This is a genomic window from Mesorhizobium sp. L2C084A000 (genome assembly GCF_000502875.1).
In the GTDB taxonomy this organism is placed as follows: Bacteria; Pseudomonadota; Alphaproteobacteria; order Rhizobiales; family Rhizobiaceae; genus Mesorhizobium.
In genome coordinates this window covers 98,270-122,659 of record NZ_AYWX01000012.1, presented here as the reverse complement: position 1 = coordinate 122,659, position 24,390 = coordinate 98,270, and the positions used below count along the sequence as shown (strand labels likewise).

At 61.9% G+C, this 24,390-nt stretch carries 21 protein-coding genes; 12 read left to right on the top strand and 9 right to left on the bottom strand.

What is annotated here, in order from left to right:
• The first annotated feature begins 191 nt into the window (after positions 1-191).
• Together X735_RS142540 and X735_RS142545 are read left to right on the top strand one after the other, a co-directional pair.
• Entirely contained in the window at positions 192-2,765 is a 2,574-nt protein-coding gene (locus tag X735_RS142540; protein ID WP_023813021.1) for an ATP-binding protein, read from the top strand.
• 86 nt (positions 2,766-2,851) lie between these two features.
• The gene (locus tag X735_RS142545; RefSeq protein ID WP_023813020.1) at positions 2,852-3,559 is read left to right on the top strand and encodes a purine-nucleoside phosphorylase; all 708 of its coding nucleotides are present in this window, start codon (positions 2,852-2,854) and stop codon (positions 3,557-3,559) included.
• A gap of 9 nt (positions 3,560-3,568) precedes the next feature.
• Here the strand turns inward: X735_RS142545 and X735_RS142550 are convergent, their stop codons facing one another.
• The 3 genes from X735_RS142550 to X735_RS142560 are packed head-to-tail and all read right to left on the bottom strand — an operon-like array spanning position 3,569 to position 7,178.
• Positions 3,569-4,786, bottom strand: a complete 1,218-nt coding sequence (locus tag X735_RS142550; protein WP_023813019.1) for a cytochrome c — start codon at positions 4,784-4,786, stop codon at positions 3,569-3,571.
• Positions 4,783-6,549 carry a GMC family oxidoreductase gene (locus X735_RS142555; protein WP_023813018.1) on the bottom strand — a complete coding sequence of 589 codons (1,767 nt, stop codon included), beginning with the start codon at positions 6,547-6,549 and terminating at the stop codon, positions 4,783-4,785. The genes X735_RS142550 and X735_RS142555 overlap by 4 nt, the downstream gene beginning before the upstream one ends.
• Positions 6,550-6,551: 2 nt before the next feature.
• Positions 6,552-7,178 carry a gluconate 2-dehydrogenase subunit 3 family protein gene (locus X735_RS142560; RefSeq protein ID WP_245273274.1) on the bottom strand — a complete coding sequence of 209 codons (627 nt, stop codon included), beginning with the start codon at positions 7,176-7,178 and terminating at the stop codon, positions 6,552-6,554.
• Between the two features lie 580 nt (positions 7,179-7,758).
• Here X735_RS142560 and X735_RS142565 point away from each other — a divergent pair.
• Positions 7,759-8,196, top strand: coding sequence for a VOC family protein (locus tag X735_RS142565; protein WP_023813016.1), 438 nt, complete (start codon positions 7,759-7,761; stop codon positions 8,194-8,196).
• A 10-nt stretch (positions 8,197-8,206) separates the two neighbouring features.
• Here X735_RS142565 and X735_RS142570 read toward each other — a convergent pair whose 3' ends face one another.
• Positions 8,207-8,512 (bottom strand): ribbon-helix-helix domain-containing protein, encoded by a 306-nt coding sequence (locus X735_RS142570; protein ID WP_023813015.1) that lies wholly within the window; start codon positions 8,510-8,512, stop codon positions 8,207-8,209.
• Positions 8,513-8,739: 227 nt separating this feature from the next.
• Between X735_RS142570 and X735_RS142575 the strand changes: the two genes are divergently transcribed.
• The 3 genes from X735_RS142575 (at position 8,740) to X735_RS142585 (ending at position 11,368) form a co-directional block, all read left to right on the top strand.
• Positions 8,740-9,135 (top strand): VOC family protein, encoded by a 396-nt coding sequence (locus tag X735_RS142575; protein ID WP_023813014.1) that lies wholly within the window; start codon positions 8,740-8,742, stop codon positions 9,133-9,135.
• A gap of 84 nt (positions 9,136-9,219) precedes the next feature.
• Positions 9,220-9,750, top strand: coding sequence for a twin-arginine translocation pathway signal (locus X735_RS142580; protein WP_023813013.1), 531 nt, complete (start codon positions 9,220-9,222; stop codon positions 9,748-9,750).
• Between the two features lie 46 nt (positions 9,751-9,796).
• Positions 9,797-11,368, top strand: a complete 1,572-nt coding sequence (locus X735_RS142585) for a GMC family oxidoreductase (protein ID WP_023813012.1) — start codon at positions 9,797-9,799, stop codon at positions 11,366-11,368.
• Between the two features lie 65 nt (positions 11,369-11,433).
• On the opposite strand, the gene X735_RS142590 is transcribed toward X735_RS142585, so the two are convergent.
• Positions 11,434-11,847 (bottom strand): hypothetical protein, encoded by a 414-nt coding sequence (locus X735_RS142590; RefSeq protein ID WP_023813011.1) that lies wholly within the window; start codon positions 11,845-11,847, stop codon positions 11,434-11,436.
• Positions 11,848-12,186: 339 nt separating this feature from the next.
• Between X735_RS142590 and urtA the strand changes: the two genes are divergently transcribed.
• The 6 genes from urtA (at position 12,187) to X735_RS1000000167960 (ending at position 18,373) form a co-directional block, all read left to right on the top strand.
• On the top strand, positions 12,187-13,467 hold the full coding sequence (gene urtA / locus X735_RS142595) for an urea ABC transporter substrate-binding protein (protein WP_245273273.1): 1,281 nt from the start codon (positions 12,187-12,189) through the stop codon (positions 13,465-13,467).
• Positions 13,468-13,564: 97 nt separating this feature from the next.
• Complete coding sequence (gene urtB / locus X735_RS142600) at positions 13,565-15,181, top strand: urea ABC transporter permease subunit UrtB (protein ID WP_023813009.1); 1,617 nt, start codon at positions 13,565-13,567, stop codon at positions 15,179-15,181.
• Positions 15,178-16,410 carry an urea ABC transporter permease subunit UrtC gene (gene urtC / locus X735_RS142605; protein ID WP_023813008.1) on the top strand — a complete coding sequence of 411 codons (1,233 nt, stop codon included), beginning with the start codon at positions 15,178-15,180 and terminating at the stop codon, positions 16,408-16,410. Before urtB ends, urtC begins: the two co-directional genes overlap by 4 nt.
• A gap of 6 nt (positions 16,411-16,416) precedes the next feature.
• Entirely contained in the window at positions 16,417-17,163 is a 747-nt protein-coding gene (gene urtD, locus X735_RS142610) for an urea ABC transporter ATP-binding protein UrtD (protein WP_023813007.1), read from the top strand.
• A gap of 69 nt (positions 17,164-17,232) precedes the next feature.
• Entirely contained in the window at positions 17,233-17,928 is a 696-nt protein-coding gene (gene urtE, locus X735_RS142615; protein WP_023813006.1) for an urea ABC transporter ATP-binding subunit UrtE, read from the top strand.
• 268 nt (positions 17,929-18,196) lie between these two features.
• Positions 18,197-18,373 (top strand): hypothetical protein, encoded by a 177-nt coding sequence (locus X735_RS1000000167960; RefSeq protein ID WP_023759335.1) that lies wholly within the window; start codon positions 18,197-18,199, stop codon positions 18,371-18,373.
• A gap of 144 nt (positions 18,374-18,517) precedes the next feature.
• On the opposite strand, the gene X735_RS142620 is transcribed toward X735_RS1000000167960, so the two are convergent.
• The 4 genes from X735_RS142620 to uvrA form a co-directional block, all read right to left on the bottom strand.
• On the bottom strand, positions 18,518-19,669 hold the full coding sequence (locus X735_RS142620) for a GGDEF domain-containing protein (RefSeq protein WP_023813005.1): 1,152 nt from the start codon (positions 19,667-19,669) through the stop codon (positions 18,518-18,520).
• Positions 19,670-19,784: 115 nt separating this feature from the next.
• Positions 19,785-20,606 (bottom strand): DUF72 domain-containing protein, encoded by an 822-nt coding sequence (locus X735_RS142625; RefSeq protein WP_023813004.1) that lies wholly within the window; start codon positions 20,604-20,606, stop codon positions 19,785-19,787.
• 25 nt (positions 20,607-20,631) lie between these two features.
• Positions 20,632-21,102: a GNAT family N-acetyltransferase gene (locus tag X735_RS142630; RefSeq protein WP_023813003.1), complete on the bottom strand. Its 471-nt coding sequence runs from the start codon at positions 21,100-21,102 to the stop codon at positions 20,632-20,634.
• A gap of 31 nt (positions 21,103-21,133) precedes the next feature.
• A complete protein-coding gene (gene uvrA, locus X735_RS142635; protein WP_023813002.1) occupies positions 21,134-24,055 on the bottom strand; it encodes an excinuclease ABC subunit UvrA in 2,922 nt (973 codons plus the stop codon).
• Positions 24,056-24,390: the final 335 nt, after the last annotated feature.

Genomic DNA, 24,390 nt, shown 5'->3' with positions numbered 1-24,390 from the left:
GACACTAGACCGTTGCAGCGGGCCACCGCAAGTTGCGTTTCACGCTGGTGAACAGCTAGAAAAACTCCGAAGCCTGGAAGACATCATTTTTATCCGACATTTGCCGCCCAGGCCTTTTCCGGACTAGGAGAATGTGATTCAACCCGCTAGGGGCGGGTGTCGGAACACCGGAATTCACGAGCAGGGGGCACATGGCCAAGGAAGCGCGCGGCGATTTCTATCCGGTACCGATCGTCGACCAGAATACGCGACCCGGCGCGGTCACCCGGCTTATCATTTTCATCGTCGTTCTGACGGGGGCGGCGATCGTCTTCGGGCTTTTCCGCGAGCGCCTCGGCGATCCTTTCCTGCTCGGCATGCTCGGCGTGCTGGCGATGATCGGCGTCGGCTTCCTGTTCGCGACGGCGATCGGCTTCGTGCAGGTCACGCCACGCTCGACAGGCGACGAACTGTCGAAATCCTTCGTCGATTCGATGTCGCAGGGGCTTCTCGTCACCGACACCAAGGGCCGCGTCGTCTACGCCAATCGCGCCTATGCGGATATGACCGGAGCATCGTCCGCTGCCGACCTGAAGACCGTCGAGGGATTGCTCTCGGATGTCCCCGAAGCCTCGGTGACGATCTATCGCCTGGCATCCGGCCTGCGCGACGGCCAGCCGGGCGACGGCGAGTTTAGGCTCGCACAGTCCATTCGGCCCGGTGCCGAGCCTGGCGCCCGCTGGTACCGGGCACGCGCCCGCGCCTTCAGCGTTCCAGGCCAGCGGCTGCCGATGCTGGCCTGGCAGCTTGCCGACATCTCGCAGGAGCGGGCCGAGCAGGAGCGCTTCTTCCTCGACCTGCAGAAGGCGATCGATCATCTCGACCACGCGCCGGCCGGCTTCTTTTCGGCCGACCAGGAGGGCCGCGTCACCTATATCAACGCCACGCTCGCCGAATGGCTGGGCATCGACCTCACCAGCTTCACGCCCGGCGCCGTGTCTCTGTCGGAGATCGTGGCTGGCGACGGCATGGCGCTGGTCCGCTCGGTCAAGGCCGACCCCGGCACCACACGCAACGCGGTGATAGATCTCGACCTGACGACCACGACGGGCGAAGCGCTGCCGGTGCGCTTCATGCACCGCGTTTCGGCCAGCCGCGAAGGATTGAACGGGCCGACACGCACGATCGTGCTCAACCGCACGCAAGGCGAGGATGCCTCTGCCGATTTGCGGGCTTCGGAAGTGCGCTTCACCCGCTTCTTCAACTCGACACCGATGGCGATCGCCGGCGTCGACCACAATGGGCGCATCCTGCGTACCAATGCGCCGTTCCTGTCGCTGTTTTCGTCTGTCGTCGATCGCGACGCCGTCGACCGTCGCGTAAGGCTCGACACGGTGATCCACGAACGCGACCGGCCGGCCTTCGCGGCTGCCTTCGAGAAAGCGCAGCAGCGGCAGGCCGACATCGAGCCGATCGACACGCTTTTGCCTGGCAACGACGAACGGCACATCCGCTTCTACGTCAACGCCGTCGCCGACGGCACCGGCGGCGAGGGGGCCGAGGAGTCGGCCATCGTCTACGCCGTCGAGACAACGGAGCAGAAAGCGCTCGAAGGGCAGATGGCGCAAAGCCAGAAGATGCAGGCGGTCGGCCAGCTTGCCGGCGGCATCGCGCATGATTTCAACAATGTGCTGACTGCCATCATCATGGCGTCCGACCTTTTGTTGACCAACCACCGCCCGTCGGACCCGTCCTTCCCCGACATCATGAACATCAAGCAGAACGCCAACCGGGCGGCTTCGCTGGTGCGGCAGCTTCTGGCCTTCTCGCGCAAGCAGACATTGCGACCGGAAGTGCTCAACCTGACCGACGTACTCGCCGATCTCAGGATGCTGCTCGCCCGCCTGGTCGGCAACGACATCAAGCTGAAGGTCGACCATGGCCGCGACCTGTGGCCGGTCAAGGTCGATATCGGGCAGTTCGAGCAGGTGGTGGTCAATCTTGCGGTCAACGCGCGCGACGCAATGCCGGCGGGCGGCGATCTCACCGTGCGCACCCGCAATGTGACCGCCGAGGAGTGCAAGGCCTTTTCCTACCGCGAACTCGCCCCGGCGGACTATGTCGTGGTCGAAGTCGAGGACACCGGCAGCGGCATCGCGCCCGACGTGCTGAAGAAGATTTTCGAGCCCTTCTTCACCACCAAGGAAGTCGGCAAGGGCACCGGCCTTGGTCTGTCGATGGTCTACGGCATCATCAAGCAGACCGGCGGCTTCATCTTCTGCGATTCCGAAGTCGGCAAAGGCTCGACTTTCCGCATTTTCCTGCCGCGTCACATCGCCGAAGCGAAAAAAGCAGGCGAGCCCGGCGATGCGCCGGCAGCGCCGGCAAAGGTCGCCGATCCGGCCAAGGATCTGTCGGGCTCGGCCACGGTGCTGCTCGTCGAGGACGAGGATGCCGTGCGCATGGGCGGCATGCGGGCGCTGACCTCGCGTGGCTACACCGTGCACGAGGCATCGTCGGGCGTCGAGGCGCTGGAAGTGTTCGAGGCGCTGGGCGGCAAGGTCGATATCGTCGTTTCCGACGTAGTCATGCCGGAAATGGACGGACCGACACTGCTTGGTGAATTGCGCAAGCGCCAGCCGGACATCAAGTTCGTCTTCGTGTCCGGCTACGCCGAGGACGCATTCGCCAGAAACCTCCCGGCGGATGCGCATTTCGGCTTTCTGCCCAAGCCGTTTTCGCTCAAGCAACTGGCGACGATCGTCAAGGACGTGCTGGAGTCTTAGAGCCTTTCCCATGTTCCTCCTTGCACAACGCCGTGACAACGCCATGATTGCGGGTGAAACGGCAGGAAGGCTTAGGGGAGCAACTTGTGACGCCGCACAACGAAGCGGACAAGGACGACTACGCCGACACGGTGTTGTTGCCGGGTGATCCGCAGCGTGCCGAGTGGATGGCGCAAACGTTCCTGGAAGCGCCGCGCTGCATCAATCGCCGCCGCGGCACGCTTGGCTTCACCGGGCTGTTTCGTGGCAAGTCCATCAGCATTCAGGCGACGGGCATCGGCGTTTCATCATTTCTGATCTATGCGCATGAACTGCTGGACCATTATGGCGCCCGGACCTTGATCCGCACCGGCACCTGCGGCAGCCTGACCGCAAAGGCAAAACTGCGCAGCCTTGTCATCTCACAATCGGCACAGGCGGAAAGCGCCCAGAGCGGCCAGGTTTTCGGCCTTTATGGACCCGCTGGCCCCGACCCGGCGCTCCTCGCATCGTCACTGGCCAAGGCGGTAGAATTCGGCATCGACCATCATGCCGGCCTGACGGTGTGCAGCGACATCTTCTATCACCCGGAAGGGCGCGCCCGTTTTGCCGTTGCGCGGGCGGAAGGAGCCCTGGCCGTGGATATGGAAACCAGCGCGCTCTATCGCATATCGGAGCATTTCGGAGCGCGTGCGCTGTCGATGTGTGTCGTGGTCGACAACATCGAGACCGGCGAACAGACCGACTATTCCGAGCGCCAGGAATTGTTCGCAGACATGAGCCGTCTGGCGCTCGCTGTCGCAGCAGAGAGCTAGAGTACGGGTCTACCGGGTCAGCCCCTTGCGTACGGCAGCGACATCGTCAGAGGAGACCGCCGGGGCGGCGTTGCCCCAGCTGGCGCGCACATAGGTCAGGACGTCGGCGACCTCCTGGTCCTTCAGGCGCCAGGCCAGGGAGGGCATGGCGGGCGTAGTCGGTGCATCAGCCGTGTGCACGGCCTGGCTGCCGGCAAGGACGAGCCGGGCCAATGTTTCGGAACTGCCCTGCGCGACGATCGAATTGCCGGCAAGGGAAGGGAAAAGCACGCCTGACCCGGCACCATCTCCACCATGGCAAGCCGAGCAATTGTCGCGATAGATTGCCTCGCCCGTTGCCATCCGTGTCGCGTCAGGCTTTGCCGGTTGGACGCTGTCGACATCCGAGCCCAGGCTCTTGAGGTAGACTGCAACCGCCTTGAGATCGGGATCGGTCATTTTCGACGTGGAGTTCTCGATGGCCTCCGCCATCGGACCTGATGCAATCGAATGCGCGTTGACGCCGGTCTTGAGGTATTGGACCAGATCCTCCTGAGACCATTTTCCAAGGCCCGATTGCGCGTTGTTGGTGATGTCGGGGGCAAACCAGCCTTGCAGGGAGGCACCTTGCAGGAACTCGCTGTCCTTGTCGGCGCCAAGGAAAGATTTGGGCGAGTGGCAGGTGCCGCAATGTCCTGCGCCCTGGACGATATAGGCGCCGCGATTCCACTCCGCCGACTTGGAGGAATCCGGCTGAAAGCTTGCCTCGGTAAAGTTGAGGACATTCCAGCCCAGCATCGCCAGCCGGATGTTCAACGGGAAGGGCAGCTGATTGGCCTCGACCTTATTCGATACCGGTTCAACCGTCGTCAGATAGGCCCACAGGTCGGAAATGTCCCGATCGTTCATCCTGGTATAGGCGGGGTAGGGCATTGCGGGGTAGAGCCGCACGCCATTGTGGCCGACGCCTGACTTCATCATGCTGCGGAAATCGGCTTCCGACCAATTGCCGATGCCCGTTTCGCCGTCGGGGGTTATGTTGGGCGGGACAAGCATGCCGAACGGCGTCTCGAGCGGCAGTCCGCCAGCCAGCGGTTTGCCCCCGGCCTGCGTATGACAGCCTGCGCAGTCGCCGAGCACGGCCTGATACTGTCCACGTATGATCTGGTCCGCCTGGTCGGCACTCCGTGCCGGGCCCGCGTTGAGGGCCGCGGCGCCGATGGCGAGCGTGAAAACGAGCTTGTTCATGCCTGCACCAGCGGTGCACCGGGATTGCGCAGATATTGATTGCGGATGGCATCGGCGGCGCGGAAAGCGAGCGCGCCGACGGTTCCTGTCGGGTTCTTGCCGGCATTCTGCGGGAAGGCCGACGCGCCGATGACGAAGACATTGGGGACGTCCCAGCTTTGGAGGAAGGTGTTGACCGCGCTCTTCTTCGGGTCCGTTCCCATGATGGCGCCGCCCGTATTGTGGGTGCTCTGGTAGGGGACGCTGTCCCAGCCCTTCTTGCGGCGGCCGACGGCGTACTGCTTGCCGCCGAGTGCCTTGGCGATTTCCTCCATCCGGTCGCAGACATAGTTCGACATGCGGATGTCATTGTCGGGAAAATCAAACGTCATGCGCATCAGCGGACGACCGAAACGGTCCTTGTAGGTCGGGTCGAGGTCGAGGTAGTTGTTGCGCGTCGCGTAACTGCTTCCCTGGGACGAGTAGCCAAGCGTGCTCCTGTAACCCTCGACCGTTGCCTTCTTCCAGGCGCTGCCCCATTTCGGCGTGCCGGGCAAGGTCGGCCTGGTTCCGATCGGGCGCCCGTTGGTGGGAATGCAGTTGATGCCCGCGCCGCCGACGAAGTCCAGCGCGCCGTGGTCGAACGCGTCACCATTGTAATCGTCGATCGTCTGGCCGAGCGCGCCGGCGGCGATGAACGGGTTGAAGTTCTTGTCGTCGAAGAACACCTGCACGCCGGCATTTGTCTGGTAGCAGTAATTGCGCCCAACCGTTCCTTCGCCACTGCCGGGGTCGTAGATCTTGCCGATGCCGGACAGCATCATCAGCCGGGCATTGTGCAGGCCGTAGGCGCACAGCAGCACCAGATCGGCCGGCTGGAAATATTCCTCGCCTGACGTATCGACATAGGTGACGCCGCGCGCCGACTTGCCTCCGGGGGCCAGATCGACATGCAGCACCTCGCTGTCGGTGCGAACCTCGAAATTCGACTTCTTCATCAGCACGGGAAGGACGGTGGTCTGGGCGCTCGACTTCGAATAGTTGGCACAGCCGAAGCGTTCGCAGAACCCGCAATAGGTGCATTGACCCATGGCGATGCCGAGCGGGTTGACATAGGCCCGCGACATGTTGGCGGATGGGGTCGGGAAGGGATGCAGGCCGATCGACCGGCCAACCTCGGCGAACAGGGTTGGCGCGTAGGTCATCTGCATCGGCGGGTTCGGATAATCCCGCGACCTTGGATCCTCGAACGGATTGCCACCTTCCTGCAAGTGCCCCTTGATATTGCCGGCCTTGCCCGAGATGCCTGCCAGATACTCGAACTGGTCGTAATAGGGCTCCATCTCCGCGCCGGTCACGCCCCAGTCCTCGACCTGGAGATCGGCGATTCTCGATGCACCATATTTCTTCGTCAGATTGGTCTTTATCTGAAAGTCCGAATCCCAGAACCGCCAGGTGTGGCCGTTCCAGTGGACGCCGGCGCCGCCGACGCCGTTGCCGGGGAGAAAGGAGCCGAAATCGCGCATCGGCAGCGCCTTCTGCGACGGGTCATTGCGCACCGTCATGGTTTCGACGGTCGGCTGCAGGAAGAGGTCGCGCCGGATGCTGTAGCGCAACTCGTCCTGCGCATAGCCGATGTTGAAATCGGTTGCCGTGTCGCGCCAGGGGCCGCGCTCTATGGCCACCACGTCCAGGCCCTGATCGGTCAATTCGTGGGCCAGAATGGATCCCGTCCAGCCGAGGCCGACGATCACGACGTCTTTGCGAGGCAGTATCTTGGTCATGATCAGGCGCCTTTGCCGAGCCATTCGGGACGCCCGATGATCGAGACAGGCGGCTGCGGATATGGCTGATTGTGTTTGCTGACATGGTCGCGGTAGTCGTAGCGGGCACCTGGAAAACCAAGCATGCGCCACGAGACCATGTCCTTGTTGCCGCCATAGACGGGGTCGGCAAAAAACCCTTCCATGGTGTTCTGCAGCAGAAGCCCGAAGAAACCGGGACCCTTGACGCCATTGGGCAGGTCGACTTTCCCGGCCTCCATTGCCGTCAGGAAGGCATCCTGTTCGGCCGATGCGAGCTCGACGAATGTCTTGCCGTCCCGCTGTTTCAGGAAGGCGTCGATGGCGGCAAGCCCGGTGCGGTAACGCTGCGCCGGATTGGCCTCGCCCTGATAGCCCTGGGTGGGCAGTCCAGGCAGAAACGGGCCTTGCGTGTAAAGCCGGCTCGACACTCCGAACGCCCCCATCAACTGCCTGTCGATATAGACGGCGCAACCGGCTTCCTTGCCGCCCATGCTGAGCTCGTCGGCCGGAATGATGCGGTCGACGATCGCCTCGACAAGGGCTGCTTCCTGGGCTGAGAAAAAGTGCCAGCCGCCGGCCACGACCTGCGCGGGTGGATCGGATGCCATTGGCGTCCAGGGCAAAGTGCCCGAGAACGATCGCGTAAAACCGGCCGATGTCGCGGTTGCCGTAAATATTGCGACCGAGGACAGGAAAAGACGCCGATTCATTCGAACAGGATTGCGATGGTTCATATTAGGAATCTCGAAAATAAGAGAACGCACCCGGGAAGTGACGCCCAAGTAATCATGACAACGATAGTTAGTTTAATCCGCAGATCGAATGCCGATAGACTGCGAGATGAAAATGACCTCGTCAACCACATCACAAAATCGTTAGCGAGGGTTCGGTCGACTGCCGATCGGGTCTGGGTGTGTTGTTGAAGCCGGATGGCTGCCCGAAAGTCGGGCCACGATCCCGCGAAGCATCCGGCCTACCTGCCCGGATGCTGGACCGATAGAAACAGCGTCGTGCCATCAGGCATGAATCAGGAACCAGCCACTGACCGGGTGGCGTTCGAGGTCGCGGTCAATGCCAGGCCCACCGCGACGCATCACCAGGCTCTCAAGATCCCTTGATCATACTTGCTCAGCTGGCAAGCAGGCTAATGAGTTTACGACCTGGACGACACCTTGTAGACTAAAAACCATGGCGCTCAAACGGATGGACAACATAGGAATCGTCGTCGATGACCTTGAAGAGACGATTGGTTTCTTTGGCGAGCTCGGCCTTGAGCTCGAAGGGCGGGCTACGATCGAAGGAGAATGGGCCGGACGTGTCACGGGACTGGGCGATCAGCGCGTCGAGATTGCCATGATGCGGACGCCGGACGGCCACAGCCGGCTCGAACTGTCCCGTTTCCTCACGCCGCCTGTCGTCGCGGATCACCGCAACGCCCCGGTAAACGCCCTGGGCTACCTCCGCGTCATGTTCACTGTGGACGACATTGACGGGACGCTCGAAAGGCTCCGCAATCGCGGTGCGCGGCTCGAAGGCGAAGTCGTCCAGTATAGAGACGTGTATCGGCTATGTTACATTCGAGGGCCTGGAGGGCTTCTCATCGGGCTCGCCCAAGAACTCAGCTGAGCGCAATACGCTAAGCGGCCTCCCGCTTCGGCACCATCTGCTCATCCATTCCCGGCCGATGGCCGCGCAAATAGAGCGCGCAGGTGGTGCGCAGCATCGACGCAAAGTTCGGGATGGCGCCGTTGATCTCTATGGCTTCGTCATAGAGCTTGGAGATGAATTTCGGCGTCGTCAGGTTCTGGTTTTCGGCGATCTCGTCGAGCAACGCCCAGAATGTTCCTTCAAGCTGGATGCTGGTCGAGTGGCCGTCGATGCGAATCGACCGGTTGATCTGGCGATAGCCTTCGGGATCCTGGCCCGCAAACACCCTGCACATCCGACAAACCTCCCATAATTGTTGGTCTTGGGTGGACGGGCGTGCAGTTTGATACTGCTTGACCTGTCCCCACATGCATTCTCGGGCAAAATCGCCGCCACGGCAATCGAACTTTTGTCCTTGTTGGCGATGGAGGACGGTTCACGGCTTCGGGCGTGGTAACCGGCTGCCACCACCTTATTGTCCGTGCCGCGCATAATCGTCTCCACACCAGAGCGGAGACTGATTTGGCCAAGGCGATCCACAGCATGATCCGGGTTCTCGAAGAGGCCCGGTCCGTCGATTTCTACAGAAATGCATTCGGGCTCGATGTCGCCGACAGGCTGGACTTCGAGACATTCACGCTCATTTACCTCAGCAACGCAGAGTCGGGGTTCGAACTCGAACTGACCGTGAACAAGGATCGGCAAGAGCCTTACGGGCTCGGCGACGGCTACGGTCACCTCGCTGTCTCGGTCGCCGATCTCGACAGCGAACATGACCGTCTCGGTGCGCTTGGCCTCAATCCGAAGAAGATCGTCGAGTTCAACCGCGACGGATCGCTGATCGCCCGCTTTTTCTTCATCGAGGACCCCGACGGCTACAAGATCGAGGTTCTGCAACGCACAGGTCGCTTCCAATAGGAGACATCGCAGCCGCCTCTGAGGGGCGGCGCGCCAGCAACGGCGTTCTGAGCAGAGCGCACATAGCAAGCAGGGAGGAATAAAATGGTCACGATCTATGACGCGAAGCCTGGGCTTTCCCGTCGAGAGCTTCTCAGACGCGGCGGCATCGGTGCGCTGCTCGTCATCTCCGGCAGCGCCGTCATCAGCCCCGAACATGCCTGGGGGCTCGAGACATCGGCACTCAAGCCCGAAACCATGGCGACGCTGATCCAGATGGCGCGTGACATCTATCCGCACGATCAGGTTCCGGACAAATATTACGCCATTGCCGTGAAAGGTCATGACGAGCAGGCCGGCAAGGACGCCGCCTACAAGTCGATGCTCGAGGACGGCATCGCCGACCTCGACAAGAAGTCCGGTGGCGGCGGCTATCGCGGCCTTGGCTGGGAGGACCAGCGGATCGCCGTGCTGAAGCAAATCGAGGTGACGCCATTCTTCCAGGCCATCAGAGGCGGCCTCGTCGTCAGCCTCTACAACCAGAAAGAGGTGTGGCCGATCTTCGGTTACGAGGGCGAGTCCTATTCCAAGGGCGGCTACATCGCGCGCGGTTTCGACGACATCGAGTGGCTCTGAGCCCCGTCGTTCCTGAACCCGCAAACAGAAATCATGGGAGGAAACCATGGCAGCTTCATTTGATCTGAACAACGACGGCGTGGTCGTCATCATCGGCTCGGGTGCCGGTGGCGGCACGCTCGGCAACGAACTCGCCCAGAAGGGTGTCGACGTCGTCATCCTGGAAGCCGGCGCGCGCCACGAATACGAAGACTTCATCAATGACGAGTGGGGTTCGTTCAGCCAGCTCGCCTGGACGGACAAGCGCACCACGTCGGGTGACTGGCGTGTGGCCAAGGACTTTCCCAACCTGCCGGCCTGGATCGTCAAGTCGGTCGGCGGTTCGACCACGCATTGGGCCGGAGCTTCGCTGCGCATCCAGGAGCATGAGTTCAAGACGCTGTCGACCTACGGCAAATTGGAAGGCGCCAACCTGCTCGATTGGCCGATCACGCTGGCCGAGCTGGAGCCCTACTATGCCAAGGCTGAAGCCAAGATGGGCGTCACCGGCACCAATGACTGGCCGCGGCTGCCGGGCAACAACAATTTCAAGGTGTTGAAGGCCGGCGCCGACAAGCTCGGCTACAAGGAATGCCACACCGGCAACATGGCGATCAATTCGGTCGATCGTGACGACCGCATGTCTTGCCAGCAGACCGGCTTCTGCTTCCAGGGCTGCAAATGGGGCGCCAAATGGTCGACGCTCTACACCGAGATCCCCAAGGGCGAGGCGACAGGCCATCTCGAAGTCAGGCCGAACGCCATGGCGATCAAGATCAACCACGACGCTAGCGGAAAGGTGACCGGCATCGTCTACGCCGACAAGGACGGCAAGCTGCAGGAGCAGAAGGCGCGCATCGTCGCGGTTGCCGGCAATTCGATCGAGAGCCCAAGGCTGCTGCTCAATTCGGCATCGGGCAAATTCCCCGATGGGCTTGCCAACTCATCGGGGCAGGTCGGCAAGAACTACATGCGCCACACCACCGGCTCGGTCTATGCCATCTTCGACAGACCGGTGCATATGTATCGCGGCACCACTATGGCCGGCATCATCCGCGACGAGGCGCGGCATGATCCGTCTCGTGGGTTCGTGGGTGGCTACGAGTTCGAGACGCTGTCGCTCGGCCTGCCGTTCATGGCGGCGTTCCTCGATCCGGGTGCCTGGGGGCGCTCGTTCACCACCGCACTCGATCACTACGACCACATGGCCGGCCTGTGGATCGTCGGTGAGGATATGCCGCGTGCGGAGAACCGCATCACGCTGCATACCGACGAAAAGGACGCGCACGGCATGCCGATCGCCGACGTGCATTTCGACGACCATCCGAACGACACCGCGATGCGCAACCACGCCTACAAACAGGCTACGGCACTTTACGATGCGGTCGGCGCCACCCGCACCTTCCCGACGCCGCCCTATCCGTCGACCCACAATCTCGGCACCAACCGGATGAGCGAGAAAGCGGAAGACGGCGTCGTCAACAAGCACGGCCAGGCGCACGACATCAAGAACCTGTTCGTGTCCGACGGCAGCCAGTTCACCACCGGGGCCGCCGAAAACCCGACCCTGACGATCGTGTCGCTCGCGATCCGCCAGGCCGACTACATCGCCGCGCAGATGTCGGCAAAGACGATCTAGTCAAATCCTCCCGACAGACTGCTGGCGCGGAACCCGCAAGGTTCCGCGCCTTTTTTCCTGCCGCTTCATTGCTTGGTGCAGGTCGAGGCGGTGAAGGCGCCGTCGGGCTGCTTCATGATGATGTCGAAGGAAGGGGCGGTTTCACCGTCGAGCGTCGCCTGGGTCAGCGACAGCGAATTGCCGCCGGTGGTATATCCGCCCAGCGGCCCCAGCCACGAGATCACGCCGTTTGCGTCCATTTGATAGTTATAGCCCTGCTGCACGGGGTCGAAGACGCGGAGGCTGGTGTAGACCGGGCCGCTGTAGACGTTCCCCTTGATGGTGATGTCGCCGAGGCTGAGGAACATGCCAAGCAGGTACACTTCGCAATGATAGGTGCCGTCAGGCATCTTGCCGTCGCTGAAATCGGCTCGCGCAGGCCCGGTTGCTGCGGCCAGAAGCAGTATGCCGATAAAAATGCGTGAAATCCCTGAAACCATGACGTCGCTCGCTTGAAGAGCGAGCTTGCCCTATTTTTGCACCGCGCCGCAACATCGGTCGCCTGAGGCACTGGTGAGATCAAAATCTAGGCAGATTGGGCAAATGATCGAAAAATAGGCAGCAGCTGCGAAAGCTGCGCAAATTTCCCTCAATCGATTTCTGGCCACCTCTCTTTGTTTTGTAAGCTCTATATTCCAAGGTGCTGATATCTCTAATTTATTTGTGCCCTTTCGGGATTGCCAGAGCGGTTGGCATGGGGGTTGCTTTGTAGTGTTGCGGTGCAATCAACCAGCTTGGGAGTCCGTCATATGAGGGGTAATTTCTCGACAATAACAAAAATGTTTTCGGCGAGCGTGGTCGCCGCCGGCCTGTTGATCTCCGCTCCGGCGAAGGCCGCCGACGACACGATCAAGGTCGGCATTCTCCATTCGCTGTCGGGGACCATGGCGATTTCGGAGACGACGCTGAAGGACGCCATGCTGATGCTCATCGACGAGCAGAACGCCAAGGGCGGCCTGCTCGGCAAGAAGCTCGAGGCGGTCGTTGTCGATCCGGCTTCCAACTGGCCGCTGTTTGCCGAAAAGGCGCGCGAGCTGATCTCCAAGGACAAGGTCGCGGCGGTGTTCGGCTGCTGGACCTCGGTGTCGCGCAAATCGGTGCTGCCGGTGTTCTCGGAACTCGACAACATCCTGTTCTACCCCGTCCAGTATGAGGGCGAGGAAAGTGAGCGCAACGTGTTCTACACCGGTGCGGCGCCAAACCAGCAGGCCATTCCGGCCGTCGACTATCTGATGAGCGAGGATGGCGGTTCGGTGAAGCGCTGGGTGCTGGAAGGCACCGACTACGTCTATCCGCGCACCACCAACAAGATCCTCGAAGCCTATCTGAAGGCCAAGGGCGTGGCTGCGGAAGACATCATGGTCAATTACACGCCGTTCGGCTTCTCCGACTGGCAGACCGAGGTTTCGGCGATCAAGAAGTTCGGTTCGGCCGGCAAGAAGACCGCCGTCGTCTCGACCGTCAACGGCGACGCCAACGTGCCGTTCTACAAGGAACTCGGCAACCAAGGCATCAAGGCCGAGGACATTCCGGTCATGGCCTTCTCGGTCGGCGAGGAAGAGCTTGCCGGTCTCGACACCGCGCCGCTGGTCGGCCATCTCGCTGCCTGGAACTATTTCGAGAGCATCGATACGCCCGAGAACAAGAAGTTCATCGCCGACTGGCACAAGTTCATCAAGAACGACAAGCGCACCACCAACGACCCGATGGAGGCCCATTATATCGGCTTCAACATGTGGGTGAAGGCGGTCGAGAAGGCCGGCACCACCGATCCGGACAAGGTCATCGACGCCATGATCGGCGTCTCGGTGCCGAACCTGACCGGCGGCTATTCGACGATGATGCCGAACCACCACATCACCAAGCCGGTGCTGATCGGCGAAATCCAGGCCGACGGCCAGTTCGAAACCGTGTCGCGCACGCCGGGCCTGGTGATGGGCGACGAATGGTCCGACTATCTGCCTGATTCCAAGGACCTGATCTCCGATTGGCGCGCGCCTCTGTCCTGCGGCAACTTCAATGTTGCCACCGGCAAGTGCGGCGGCAAGGGCACGAACTGATCCCTCCCAGGGCTGACCTAGTCAGACCGCGCGCGTCCGGACGGCTTCCTCCGCCGTCCGGACGCCCACTTCAACCTTCAAGGGTTACCAGAGACCGATGAACCTGTTTCGTACGATTGGTTTGATGCTGTTGTTCCTGCTGGCGACACTGTCGTCCTCCGGCGCCGGCGAAGCCGATCTGCGCGGCATCATCGCCAAATTCGCCGCGGCCAAGGGCTTTTCCGAGATCGGAGCCGTCGTCCACGAACTGGCTGCTGCCGGCGATCCGGCGGTGGAGCGGCCGCTTGCGGCACTGGCCGACGGCAACCTCTATGTCCGCAAGGCCGATTCCCTGGTGTTTGTCGGCAAGGAAGCGGGCGAAAGCGTCCAGCTTTCCGACCCGTTGAGCGGCGAGGCATCGGGCGAGGCGGCCAAGGACGACATCACCAAGATCAAGGTCAACAACACGCTGCGTCGCGTCATCCGCGATGCGTTGGGCACGCTGACGCTTTGCGCCAAGGATCCGGCCGTGCGCATCGCCGCCGCCGACACCATGTTCAAGACGCCCGACGCCGCAAACATCGGACCGCTCGACACGGCAATCGCCAGTGAGACCGTGGCCAGCGTCAAGGCGCTGCTCGAACAGGCTCGTGCCGCCTCCGTTCTGGTCTCCGACCGGCCTGAAGCCGACAAGCTCGCTGCAATTGCCCTGATCGGCGCGCGTGGCGACCGCGATGCGGTTTCCCTGCTCACCTCGGTCGAGGCGAAATCCACCGACGCGGTCAAGCAAGCGGCGACGACCGCAATCGCCAACATCAATTCGACGCTGGCCTTCTGGGATGCCGGCCAGAACATCTGGTACGGCATTTCGCTGGGCTCGGTGCTGCTGCTGGCGGCGATCGGCCTTGCCATCACCTTCGGCGTCATGGGCGTTATCAACATGGCGCACGGCGAGATGGTCATGCTCGGCGCCTACACGACCTTCGTCGTCCAGCAGGTGATCCGCACCTCCTTTCCCGGCCTGTTCGACTGGTCGCTGGTTATTGCGCTGCCGCTGGCTTTCCTCGTCTCGGCTCTGGTCGGCCTGATCATCGAGCGCGGCGTCATCCGCTTTCTCTACGGGCGGCCGCTGGAAACACTGCTTGCGACTTGGGGCGTCTCGCTGATCCTGCAACAGGCCGTGCGTTCGATCTTCGGGCCGACCAACCAGGAGGTGGGCAACCCCTCGTGGATGTCGGGCTCGTTCAATGTCGGACAGTTGGCGATCACCTGGAACCGGCTGTGGATCCTGGTTTTCGCGCTCGCTGTCTTCGGCATCCTGCTCTACGTGATGAAGCGCACGCCCTGGGGCCTTCAGATGCGCGCCGTCACCGCCAACCGGCGCATGGCCGCCTCGATGGGCATCAGGACGCCATGGGTAGACGCGCTGACTTTCGCGCTCGGCTCCGGCATTGCAGGCATTGCCGGTGTCGCGCTCAGCCAGATCGACAATGTCTCGCCCAATCTCGGTCGCGGCTACATCATCGACAGCTTCATGGTCGTCGTCTTCGGCGGCGTCGGCAATCTGTGGGGCACGCTGGTCGGCGCCTTCTCGCTTGGCATCGTCAACAAGTTCCTCGAGCCCTATGCGGGCGCGGTGCTCGGCAAGATCGTCGTGCTGGTGCTGATCATCCTGTTCATACAGAAGCGCCCGCGCGGCCTGTTCGCGCTCAAGGGCAGGGCGGTGGAAGCATGATCACGGGACGCTTCTTTGCCGCCGGCGCGGACCGCCGCATCGCCATCACGATCTTCATCCTGCTGGCGGTGGCCGTCATCGTGCCGCTGCTCAACCTTGCGGTGTCTCCTGCCAGCGCCTTCTACATCCCATCCTACATTGTCGCGCTGACCGGCAAATATCTCTGTTATGCACTGCTCGCCTTGGCGCTCGATCTTGTCTGGGGCTATTGCGGCATCCTTTCGCTTGGCCACGGCGCCTTCTTCGCGCTCGGCGGCTATGCGATGGGCATGTATCTGATGCGCCAGATCGGCTCACGCGGCGTCTACGGCAATCCCATCTTGCCCGACTTCATGGTGTTCCTGAACTACAAGGAATTGCCCTGGTTCTGGTACGGTTTCGACCATTTCTGGTTCGCCGGCCTCATGGTGCTCGCGGTGCCCGGCCTGCTCGCTTTCGTCTTTGGCTGGTTCGCCTTCCGCAGCCGCGTCACCGGCGTTTATCTCTCGATCATCACCCAGGCGATGACGTACGCGCTGCTGCTTGCCTTTTTTCGCAACGACATGGGGTTCGGCGGCAACAACGGCCTGACCGATTTCAAAGATATTCTGGGCTTCAACGTGCAGGCCGACGCGACGCGCTCGGCGCTGTTTGCCGCCAGCGCCGTGATGCTCGCGCTAGCCGTCTTCGTCACCTGGGCGATCGTCGGCTCCAAATACGGCAAGCTCTTGATGGCTGTGCGCGATGCCGAGAGCCGCACGCGCTTCCTCGGCTGGCGGGCGGAGAACGTAAAACTGTTCGCCTTCACCGTCTCGGCCGTCATGGCCGGCATAGCCGGCGCGCTCTACGTGCCGCAGGTCGGCATCATCAATCCGGGTGAATTCGAGCCGGCCAATTCGATCGAGGTCGTTGTGTGGGCCGCCGTCGGCGGGCGCGGCACCATTGTCGGACCGATCATCGGTGCGTTGCTGGTCAATGCCGGCAAATCCTGGTTCACCGGCGTGCTGCCGGAATTCTGGCTGTTTGCCTTGGGTGGGCTGTTCGTCGCCGTCACGCTCTTGCTGCCCAAGGGCATCATCGGCATGTGGGACAGCTGGCGCGGCAACGCCAGGGCGTTGCGGGCAGCTTCGATTGCCGAGGAAGCCGGCACCGATGCCGACGTCCCGCCGCCGGCGAAAATCGTTCGCAGCGAGGCGAGAAAGCCCGGCGACTGGTCCGCCAGCAACCCCGAACCGCAGCCGGCGGAGTGAGCGACCATGTCAAAGTCGAACACGATCCTTTATCTCGACGGAGTTTCGGTCTCCTTCGACGGCTTTCGCGCCATCAACAATCTGTCGCTGGTGCTCGACAAGGGTGAGATGCGCGCCATCATCGGCCCCAACGGCGCCGGCAAGACGACGATGATGGACATCGTCACCGGCAAGACGCGGCCCGACGAAGGCGACGTGTTCTTCGACGGCCAGGTCGATCTGACCAAGCATGATGAGGCCGAGATCGCCATGATGGGCATCGGCCGCAAGTTTCAGAAGCCGACCGTGTTCGAAAGCCACACGATCGAGGAAAACCTGATGCTGGCGCTGAAGGGGCCGCGCTCGATCTTCCCGGCGCTGTTCCATCGCCGCTCGGCCGCCGAGACGCGGCAGATCGATGACATCCTCGGCATCATCCGGCTTGGCGACAAGCGTGACGAACTGGCGGCCAATCTGAGCCATGGGCAAAAGCAGTGGCTCGAGATCGGCATGCTCTTGGCGCAGGACCCGAAACTGCTTCTGGTCGACGAACCGGTCGCCGGCATGACCGATGCCGAGACCGAGGAAACCGCGCGGCTGCTCAAGGATATTGCCCGCGACCATTCGGTCATCGTCGTCGAGCACGACATGCATTTCGTGCGCGAGCTCGGCGTCAAGGTCACCTGCCTGCATGAGGGCTCGGTGCTGAGTGAGGGCACACTCGATTTTGTGTCGGCCGACGAGCGTGTCGTCGAAGTCTATCTGGGGAGATGAGCATGGTTTGGCGGGTGCAGTTCCATCACTTCGATTTGTCGTTTCTGCGGTTCTGGAAAAGGCGCTGACATGCTCGAAGTTTCCAATGCCACGCTGCACTACGGCGCCGCCCAGGCGCTGCGCGGCGTGTCGCTGAAGGCGGGCGCCGGCAAGATCACCTGCGTGCTCGGCCGCAATGGCGTCGGCAAGACCAGTTTGATGAGATCGATCGTCGGCCATCACCGGCTGACGAGCGGAAGCGTTGCCTTCGAGGGGAAGGCGCTCGACCGGAGCGCGGCGTATGACCGCGCCCGGTCGGGCATCGCATTCGTACCGCAGGGCAGGGAGGTCTTTCCGCTGCTCACCGTGCGGGAGAACCTGGAATCAGGCTTCGCGCCGCTGAAACGGGCCGACCGCAACATTCCTGCACATGTCTTCGAATTGTTCCCGGTGCTGAAGCAGATGCTCGGCCGTCGCGGTGGCGATCTTTCCGGGGGCCAGCAGCAGCAGCTCGCCATCGGGAGGGCATTGGTGATGCGGCCGAAGCTGCTGGTGCTCGACGAGCCGACCGAAGGCATCCAGCCGTCGATCATCAAGGACATCGGCCGCGCCATCCGCTACCTGCGCGACCAAGCCGGCATCGCCGTGCTTTTGGTCGAACAATATCTCGATTTCTGCCGCGAACTCGCCGACGAGGTCAACATCATGGACCGGGGCGTGATCGTCCATACCGGTCCGGCGGAAGATCTGGACCGTGCCGATGTCCGGAAGTTCCTGACGGTGTAGAATCGCCGCCGCACTTCAGTTGACGATCCGAAGTCCTTGCCAAATCCAATATTTCTCCGGCCCTGCATCAGCGTCTCTGGTGCATCGGCAACTGCGTGCTAGTCTTTTCCTAGGCTTTTGTGAGTCGGCCGCTTCCGTACCAGTCTGGTTTATCGCAGATCGAGGCCGCGGCTATCACCGGCAAGTCTCACGCAAGCAAGGCTTCCTAGCTTCTCTCCTGCGATCTTTGTCGTTCAACGCGTTTGGGCACACAGGCTAAGGGACAGCCATGGAACGTTACGTCGAGGACTACCAGAAGCGGCGGCTTACCGAGCGCGTCGATATCATCACTGCCATCAACATCTTGAAGTCCCAAGGCTACGGCCATGACGACCTGATCGAGGAGATCACCAAGGTCTTCTATGTCGACCTGGATGCATTCAATGAAATCGTGATGGCGGCGTAGAGCAATTCTGGGAAAAGTGCGAAGCGCTTTCCCTGGATAATTGCATCAGACAACGGGTTAGAGCAGCTCGCCGTTTCCTTGAAACGGTGAAATGCTCTGGAAGTCGCACAGCTCATCGTGATCGTGGCTGCCACAGATGCGCGATCAGCCTGCGCGCCTGAACGGAGAGGCGGTGACGCGGTTGCGGCCACCGCGCTTGGCGTCGTAGAGCGCCTTGTCGGCGGTATTGAGCACCTTGTCGAAGCCGAGACCTTCCTTGGTGCCGAAAGCAAATCCGGCACTGACCGTGCATATCAGCGAGCCTGTCTCGGTTTCGATGCGGTGCGCGGCAAAAGCTGTCCGTATGGCCTCGGCGGTGGCCTCCACCGTTTCGGGCAAGGTCCGCTTCAGCACCAGCGCGAATTCCTCGCCGCCCATGCGCGCGGCGACGTCGCCCGGGCGGAGATTGCCGGCGAGTTCCCGTGCGAACACCTTCAGCACCTCATCGCCGGCGGCGTGGCCGAATTCGTCGTTGACGGCCTTGAAGTTGTCGAGATCGAAGACGACCACCGCCGTGAAGGCGCCGACCGGCGCATCGCCGTGCAGGTCGAACAGGGCGCGGCGGTTGAGCAGGCCGGTCAGCGGGTCGGTCAGGGCATTGTGGCGGTGATGCCGGGCCAGACGTCCCTGGTTCAGGGCCAGGGAAAGCGCCCCGATCCCGGTCATGCTGGCGATGACGATGATGAGGCTCAGTTCCTCGGCCCAGTTGCTTGGCGCATGTCCAAGGACCAGCTTTCCATCCAAGGCTAGAACCATGGCGCAGAGAGCGAAGGATGCGGCCGTGGCGGAATAGAGCGCGGTGATACCGATCGTCAGGGCAGGGGCTTCGTCGCGGCCTTTCCAGTATTCGACCGCCGTTGCGAACAGAAGCAAGGCGGCGAAGGCATTTTCGAACATGAAGCCCAGCCCGTCATAGCCTAGAGCCATCGGAGGCAACGTCACGGCCAGCGAAATGGCGCTGCCAAGCACCGTTCGCGGCACTGGCGAGCCGCCGGTTCTGAACTGGTAGGCCGCGCCCAGCATTGTCGAGAAACCGAGCAGGAGGAAAGCCAGCGTGGCGATGCCGAGCAGGCGCCCGGGCATATCGATATAGGCGTCATAGACAAAAATATCGCCGACCACGAACACCAGACTGATCGCCCATGTCAGCAGGAATTTCTCCGAGCGAGCGGTCAGCCACATGCCAAACAATGTCAGGCTCAGGCAGGCAGCGGAAAAACCGACAGCCAGCAGAAGTGAAGTGTAGTCGAGCGACATGCCCCTCGTCCTTGCCCGCGGCGGCCCAAATCTGCGACTGGTTCGGCTGGATTCATGCAGCAAGGAGGTATCGATAAGGTTACGACGGTAGCGAAGATGCCATGATTCCGCTGCGTCAGGGCACCGGCTGACCCTGGTCCACTCGCTTCATCAGTGCCATGGCGCCGAACGGCGCGCGCACCTTGCCCTCGGTGATGAAGTAGACGAACACGTCGCGCGGCTTGACCGGCGCATCGGTGGCGGGGTCGGCGCGCCGCAGGTCGGCCGGCTGCTTGCCTTGCGCCCAAATCTTTACCCGCGCGGCCCATTCATCGAGGCCTTTCGGCGTGTAGCAGTCGGGATTGTCATCGCTGCCGGTCTGCAGCCGGGCGTAGACGAAATCACCGGTGACATCGGCGATGTCGGGATATTTGGCATGGTCGGCGTAAACGATCGCGGCCTTGTATTTTCGGGCAAGTGCTGCGAATTCCGGCACGACAAAACTGTCGTTGCGGACTTCGAGCGCATGGCGCAGCCCAACGCCGTCCTGCTTTTCCGGCAGCAGTTTCAAAAAGGCTTCGAAATCGTCCGGATCGAATTTCTTGGTCGGCGCGAACTGCCACAGGATCGGCCCGAGCTTTTCACCGAGCGCGGCAACACCCGAGCCGAGGAAGCGCATCATCGATTCGCCGGCCTCGCCGAGCACGCGCCGGTTGGTGACGAAGCGGTTGCCCTTTAGCGAGTACACGAAACCGTCCGGCGCCTCGTTGGCCCATTTAACGAAGGTCGGCTCCTTGAAGCTGGAATAGTAAGTGCCGTTGACCTCGATGCTCGGCACCTGGCGAGTGGCGTAGTTCAGCTGCTTGGCCTTGGGAAGCTTGTCGGGATAGAAGGACGTATCCCAGGGCTCGAAGGTCCAGCCGCCCATGCCGGCGCGGATTGTTCCCGATGTGCTCATTGTCATCCTCCCAGTGCTGAAAAAATCAGGCCGCGGTGGTCTCATCGACGACTTTTGCCATGTCGACGAGCACCCATCCCGGCCGGTAGGGATTGGGCCGGCGACCCGTTTCGTGGAAACCGTAGGCCAGATAGAGCGCGATGTTCCGCTCCATCCTGGCGTTGGTGTAAAGCCGCACCTCGGGCAAGCGCCACAGCCGCGTCTGTTCGTCCGCGTGTTTGAGCAACGCAATACCGAAGCCTTTGCCCTGAAAGTCAGGAGAGACCGCGACGGAGAAGATCATCGCGTGATCGTCGTGCCGTTCCAGTGTGAGTACTCCGGCAATTTCGCTGCCGCTTTCCAACACCCACACCTCGCCGCGCGCGATGCGCGGCGTATAGTCTTCGGTGACTGGGATCGGCGGTGCGCCTAACAGTGCAGTGTAAGGCGCATAGGCCGCTTCCGTCAGCGAGACGACAGTTTGGAGATCACCGGCAAGCGCTCTTCTGATTTTCATTCAAAAGCTCTCCAGGCGCCAACCGGTCCGATCACTCCGCCGCTTCGCGCTTGCCTCCGGGGCGCCGCTCCAGAAGCTCCTTGAGGAACTGGCCGGTGTAGCTGCGCTTCTCGCGCACGATTGCTTCCGGCGTGCCGGAGGCAACCAGTTCGCCGCCGCCGTCGCCGCCTTCGGGGCCGAGGTCGAGCACCCAGTCGGCGGTCTTGATCACTTCGAGATTGTGCTCGATGACCACCACCGTGTTGCCCTGGTCGACCAGTTCATGCAGCACTTCCAACAGCTTGGCGACGTCGTGGAAATGCAGCCCGGTGGTCGGCTCGTCGAGGATATAGAGCGTCTTGCCAGTTGCCTTGCGCGACAGTTCCTTGGCGAGCTTGATGCGCTGCGCCTCGCCGCCGGACAGCGTCGTCGCCTGCTGGCCGATGTGGATGTAGCCGAGGCCGACCTGCTTCAGCGTTTCGAGCTTGTCGCGCACGCCGGGCACGGCGGCGAAGAAGTCGACGCCTTCCTCGACCGTCATGTCGAGCACGTCGGCGATCGACTTGCCCTTGAACACGACGTCGAGGGTCTCTCTGTTGTAGCGCTTGCCGTGACAGACGTCGCAGGTGACGTAGACGTCGGGCAAAAAGTGCATCTCGATCTTGATGACGCCGTCGCCCTGGCAGGCCTCGCAGCGGCCGCCCTTCACGTTGAAGGAGAAGCGTCCCGGCTGGTAGCCGCGCGCCTTGGCTTCGGGCAGCCCAGCGAACCAGTCGCGGATCGGCGTGAAGGCGCCGGTATAGGTGGCGGGGTTCGAACGCGGTGTCCTGCCGATCGGCGACTGGTCGATGTCGATGACCTTGTCGAGGAATTCGAGACCCTCGATGCGGTCGTGTTCGGCCGGATGTTCGCGCGAGCCCATGATGCGGCGCGACGCGGCCTTGAACAGCGTCTCGATGAGGAAGGTCGACTTGCCGCCGCCCGACACGCCGGTCACGGCGGTGAAGGTGCCGAGCGGGATTTCTGCGGTGACGTTCTTCAAATTGTTGCCGCGCGCGCCGACGATTTTCAGGCGGCGGTTCTTCTTCGCCTCGCGCCTGACACCAGGCGTCGCCACTTCGAGCGCACCGGACAGGTATTTGCCGGTGATCGAATTGGGATTGGCCATGACCTGCTGCGGCGTGCCCTGGGCGATGATCTCGCCACCATGGATTCCGGCGGCCGGGCCCATGTCGACGACATAGTCGGCATGCAGGATGGCATCCTCGTCATGCTCGACGACGATCACCGTGTTGCCGATGTCGCGCAGATGCTTCAGCGTATCGAGCAGACGGGCATTGTCGCGCTGGTGCAGGCCGATCGATGGCTCGTCCAGCACATAGAGCACACCGGTAAGACCCGAGCCGATCTGCGACGCCAGCCGGATGCGCTGGCTCTCGCCGCCCGACAGCGTGCCGGAATTGCGCGACAGCGTCAGATAGTCGAGCCCGACATCGTTGAGGAAGCGCAGCCGCTCGCGGATCTCCTTCAAGACCCGCACCGCGATCTCGTTCTGCTTGTCGTTGAGCGACGCTGGCAGGTCGGTGAACCACTGGTCGGCCTTGCGGATGGAAAGCTCGGTGACTTCGCCGATGTGCTTGCCGGCGATTTTCACCGCCAGCGACTCGGGCTTCAGCCGATAGCCCTTGCAGACCGGGCAGGGCGTCGCCGACATGAAGCGCTCGATCTCCTCGCGCATCCAGGCGGATTCGGTTTCCTTCCACCGCCGTTCGAGATTGGGAATGACGCCTTCAAAGGTCTTGGTGGTCTTGTAGGAGCGCAGGCCGTCATCATACTGGAAGGTGATTTCGCGCTCGCCCGTGCCGTGCAGGATGGCTTCCTTGGCCTCTTCGGACAAATCCTTGAACTTGTCGCCAAGCTTGAAGCCATAAGCCTTGCCCAGCGCTTCCAGCGTCTGCGCGTAATAGGGCGAGGTCGACTTCGCCCACGGGCTGACGGCGCCGTCGCGCAGCGAGATGTTCTCGTCCGGCACGATCAGATTGCCGTCGATGGCGCGCTGGCTGCCGAGACCGTCGCAGGTCGGGCAGGCGCCGAACGGGTTGTTGAACGAGAACAGCCGCGGTTCGATTTCCGGAATGGTGAAGCCGGAGACCGGGCAAGCGAACTTTTCCGAGAACAGGATGCGCTCATGCGTCTCGTTCTTCGACTTGTTGACCGAATCCTCGCCGGTCTGGCTGGCATCGAGCGGCTTGTCGGCGAATTCGGCGACCGCCAGCCCATCGGCCAGCTTCAGGGCGGTCTCGATGGAATCGGCAAGCCGCGTCGCCAGATCGCCGCGCACGACGATGCGGTCGACGACGACGTCGAGGTCATGCTTGTACTTCTTGTCCAGCGCCGGCACGTCGGCGATTTCGTAGAAGACGCCATCGACCTTGACGCGCTGAAAGCCCTTTTTTTGCAACTCCAGCAATTCCTTGCGGTATTCGCCTTTGCGGCCGCGCACCATCGGCGCCAGGATGAACAGCCGCGTGCCTTCCTCGACCGCCAGCACGCGGTCGACCATCTGCGAAACCGTCTGGCTCTCGATCGGCAGGCCGGTGGCCGGCGAATAGGGGATGCCGACGCGCGCAAAAAGCAGCCGCATATAGTCGTAGATCTCGGTGACGGTGCCGACGGTCGAACGCGGGTTCTTCGAGGTGGTCTTCTGCTCGATGGAGATGGCGGGCGACAGGCCGTCGATCTGGTCGACGTCAGGCTTCTGCATCATCTCAAGGAATTGCCGCGCGTAGGCCGACAGGCTTTCGACGTAGCGGCGCTGGCCTTCGGCATAGATCGTGTCGAAGGCAAGCGATGACTTGCCGGACCCCGACAGGCCGGTCATGACAATCAGGCTGTCACGCGGCAAGTCGAGATCGACATTCTTCAGATTGTGTTCGCGCGCCCCGCGAATGGAAAGATATTTATGGTCGGCCATAGCCGGTCGCCGCCTCAGAATCTGGAATTTCCTGGAATGGCGGGTTTTCCCGGCCATCCCCTATGTAGGTAGTTTTGCCGCCACGTCGAGAGACGCCACAATTCCCGACCAAAGCGTTTAACCGTCTTTCGCGTGAACGGGCAAGCGGAAAGAACAAAGGCCGAACACGCTCCTGACAAAGCTGTGCAAAAGCTGACCTGCACGTAACCTTCCGGCGATCACATTTTTCGGTAACCGGCTATTGATGGTTGACGCCACCAGCTGACGGGAGCAGTCTCCAGCAGTCAACGAAGACGGCCGTCTTTCGATGGCCTCGCCGCCCAAAGGCGGCCTGC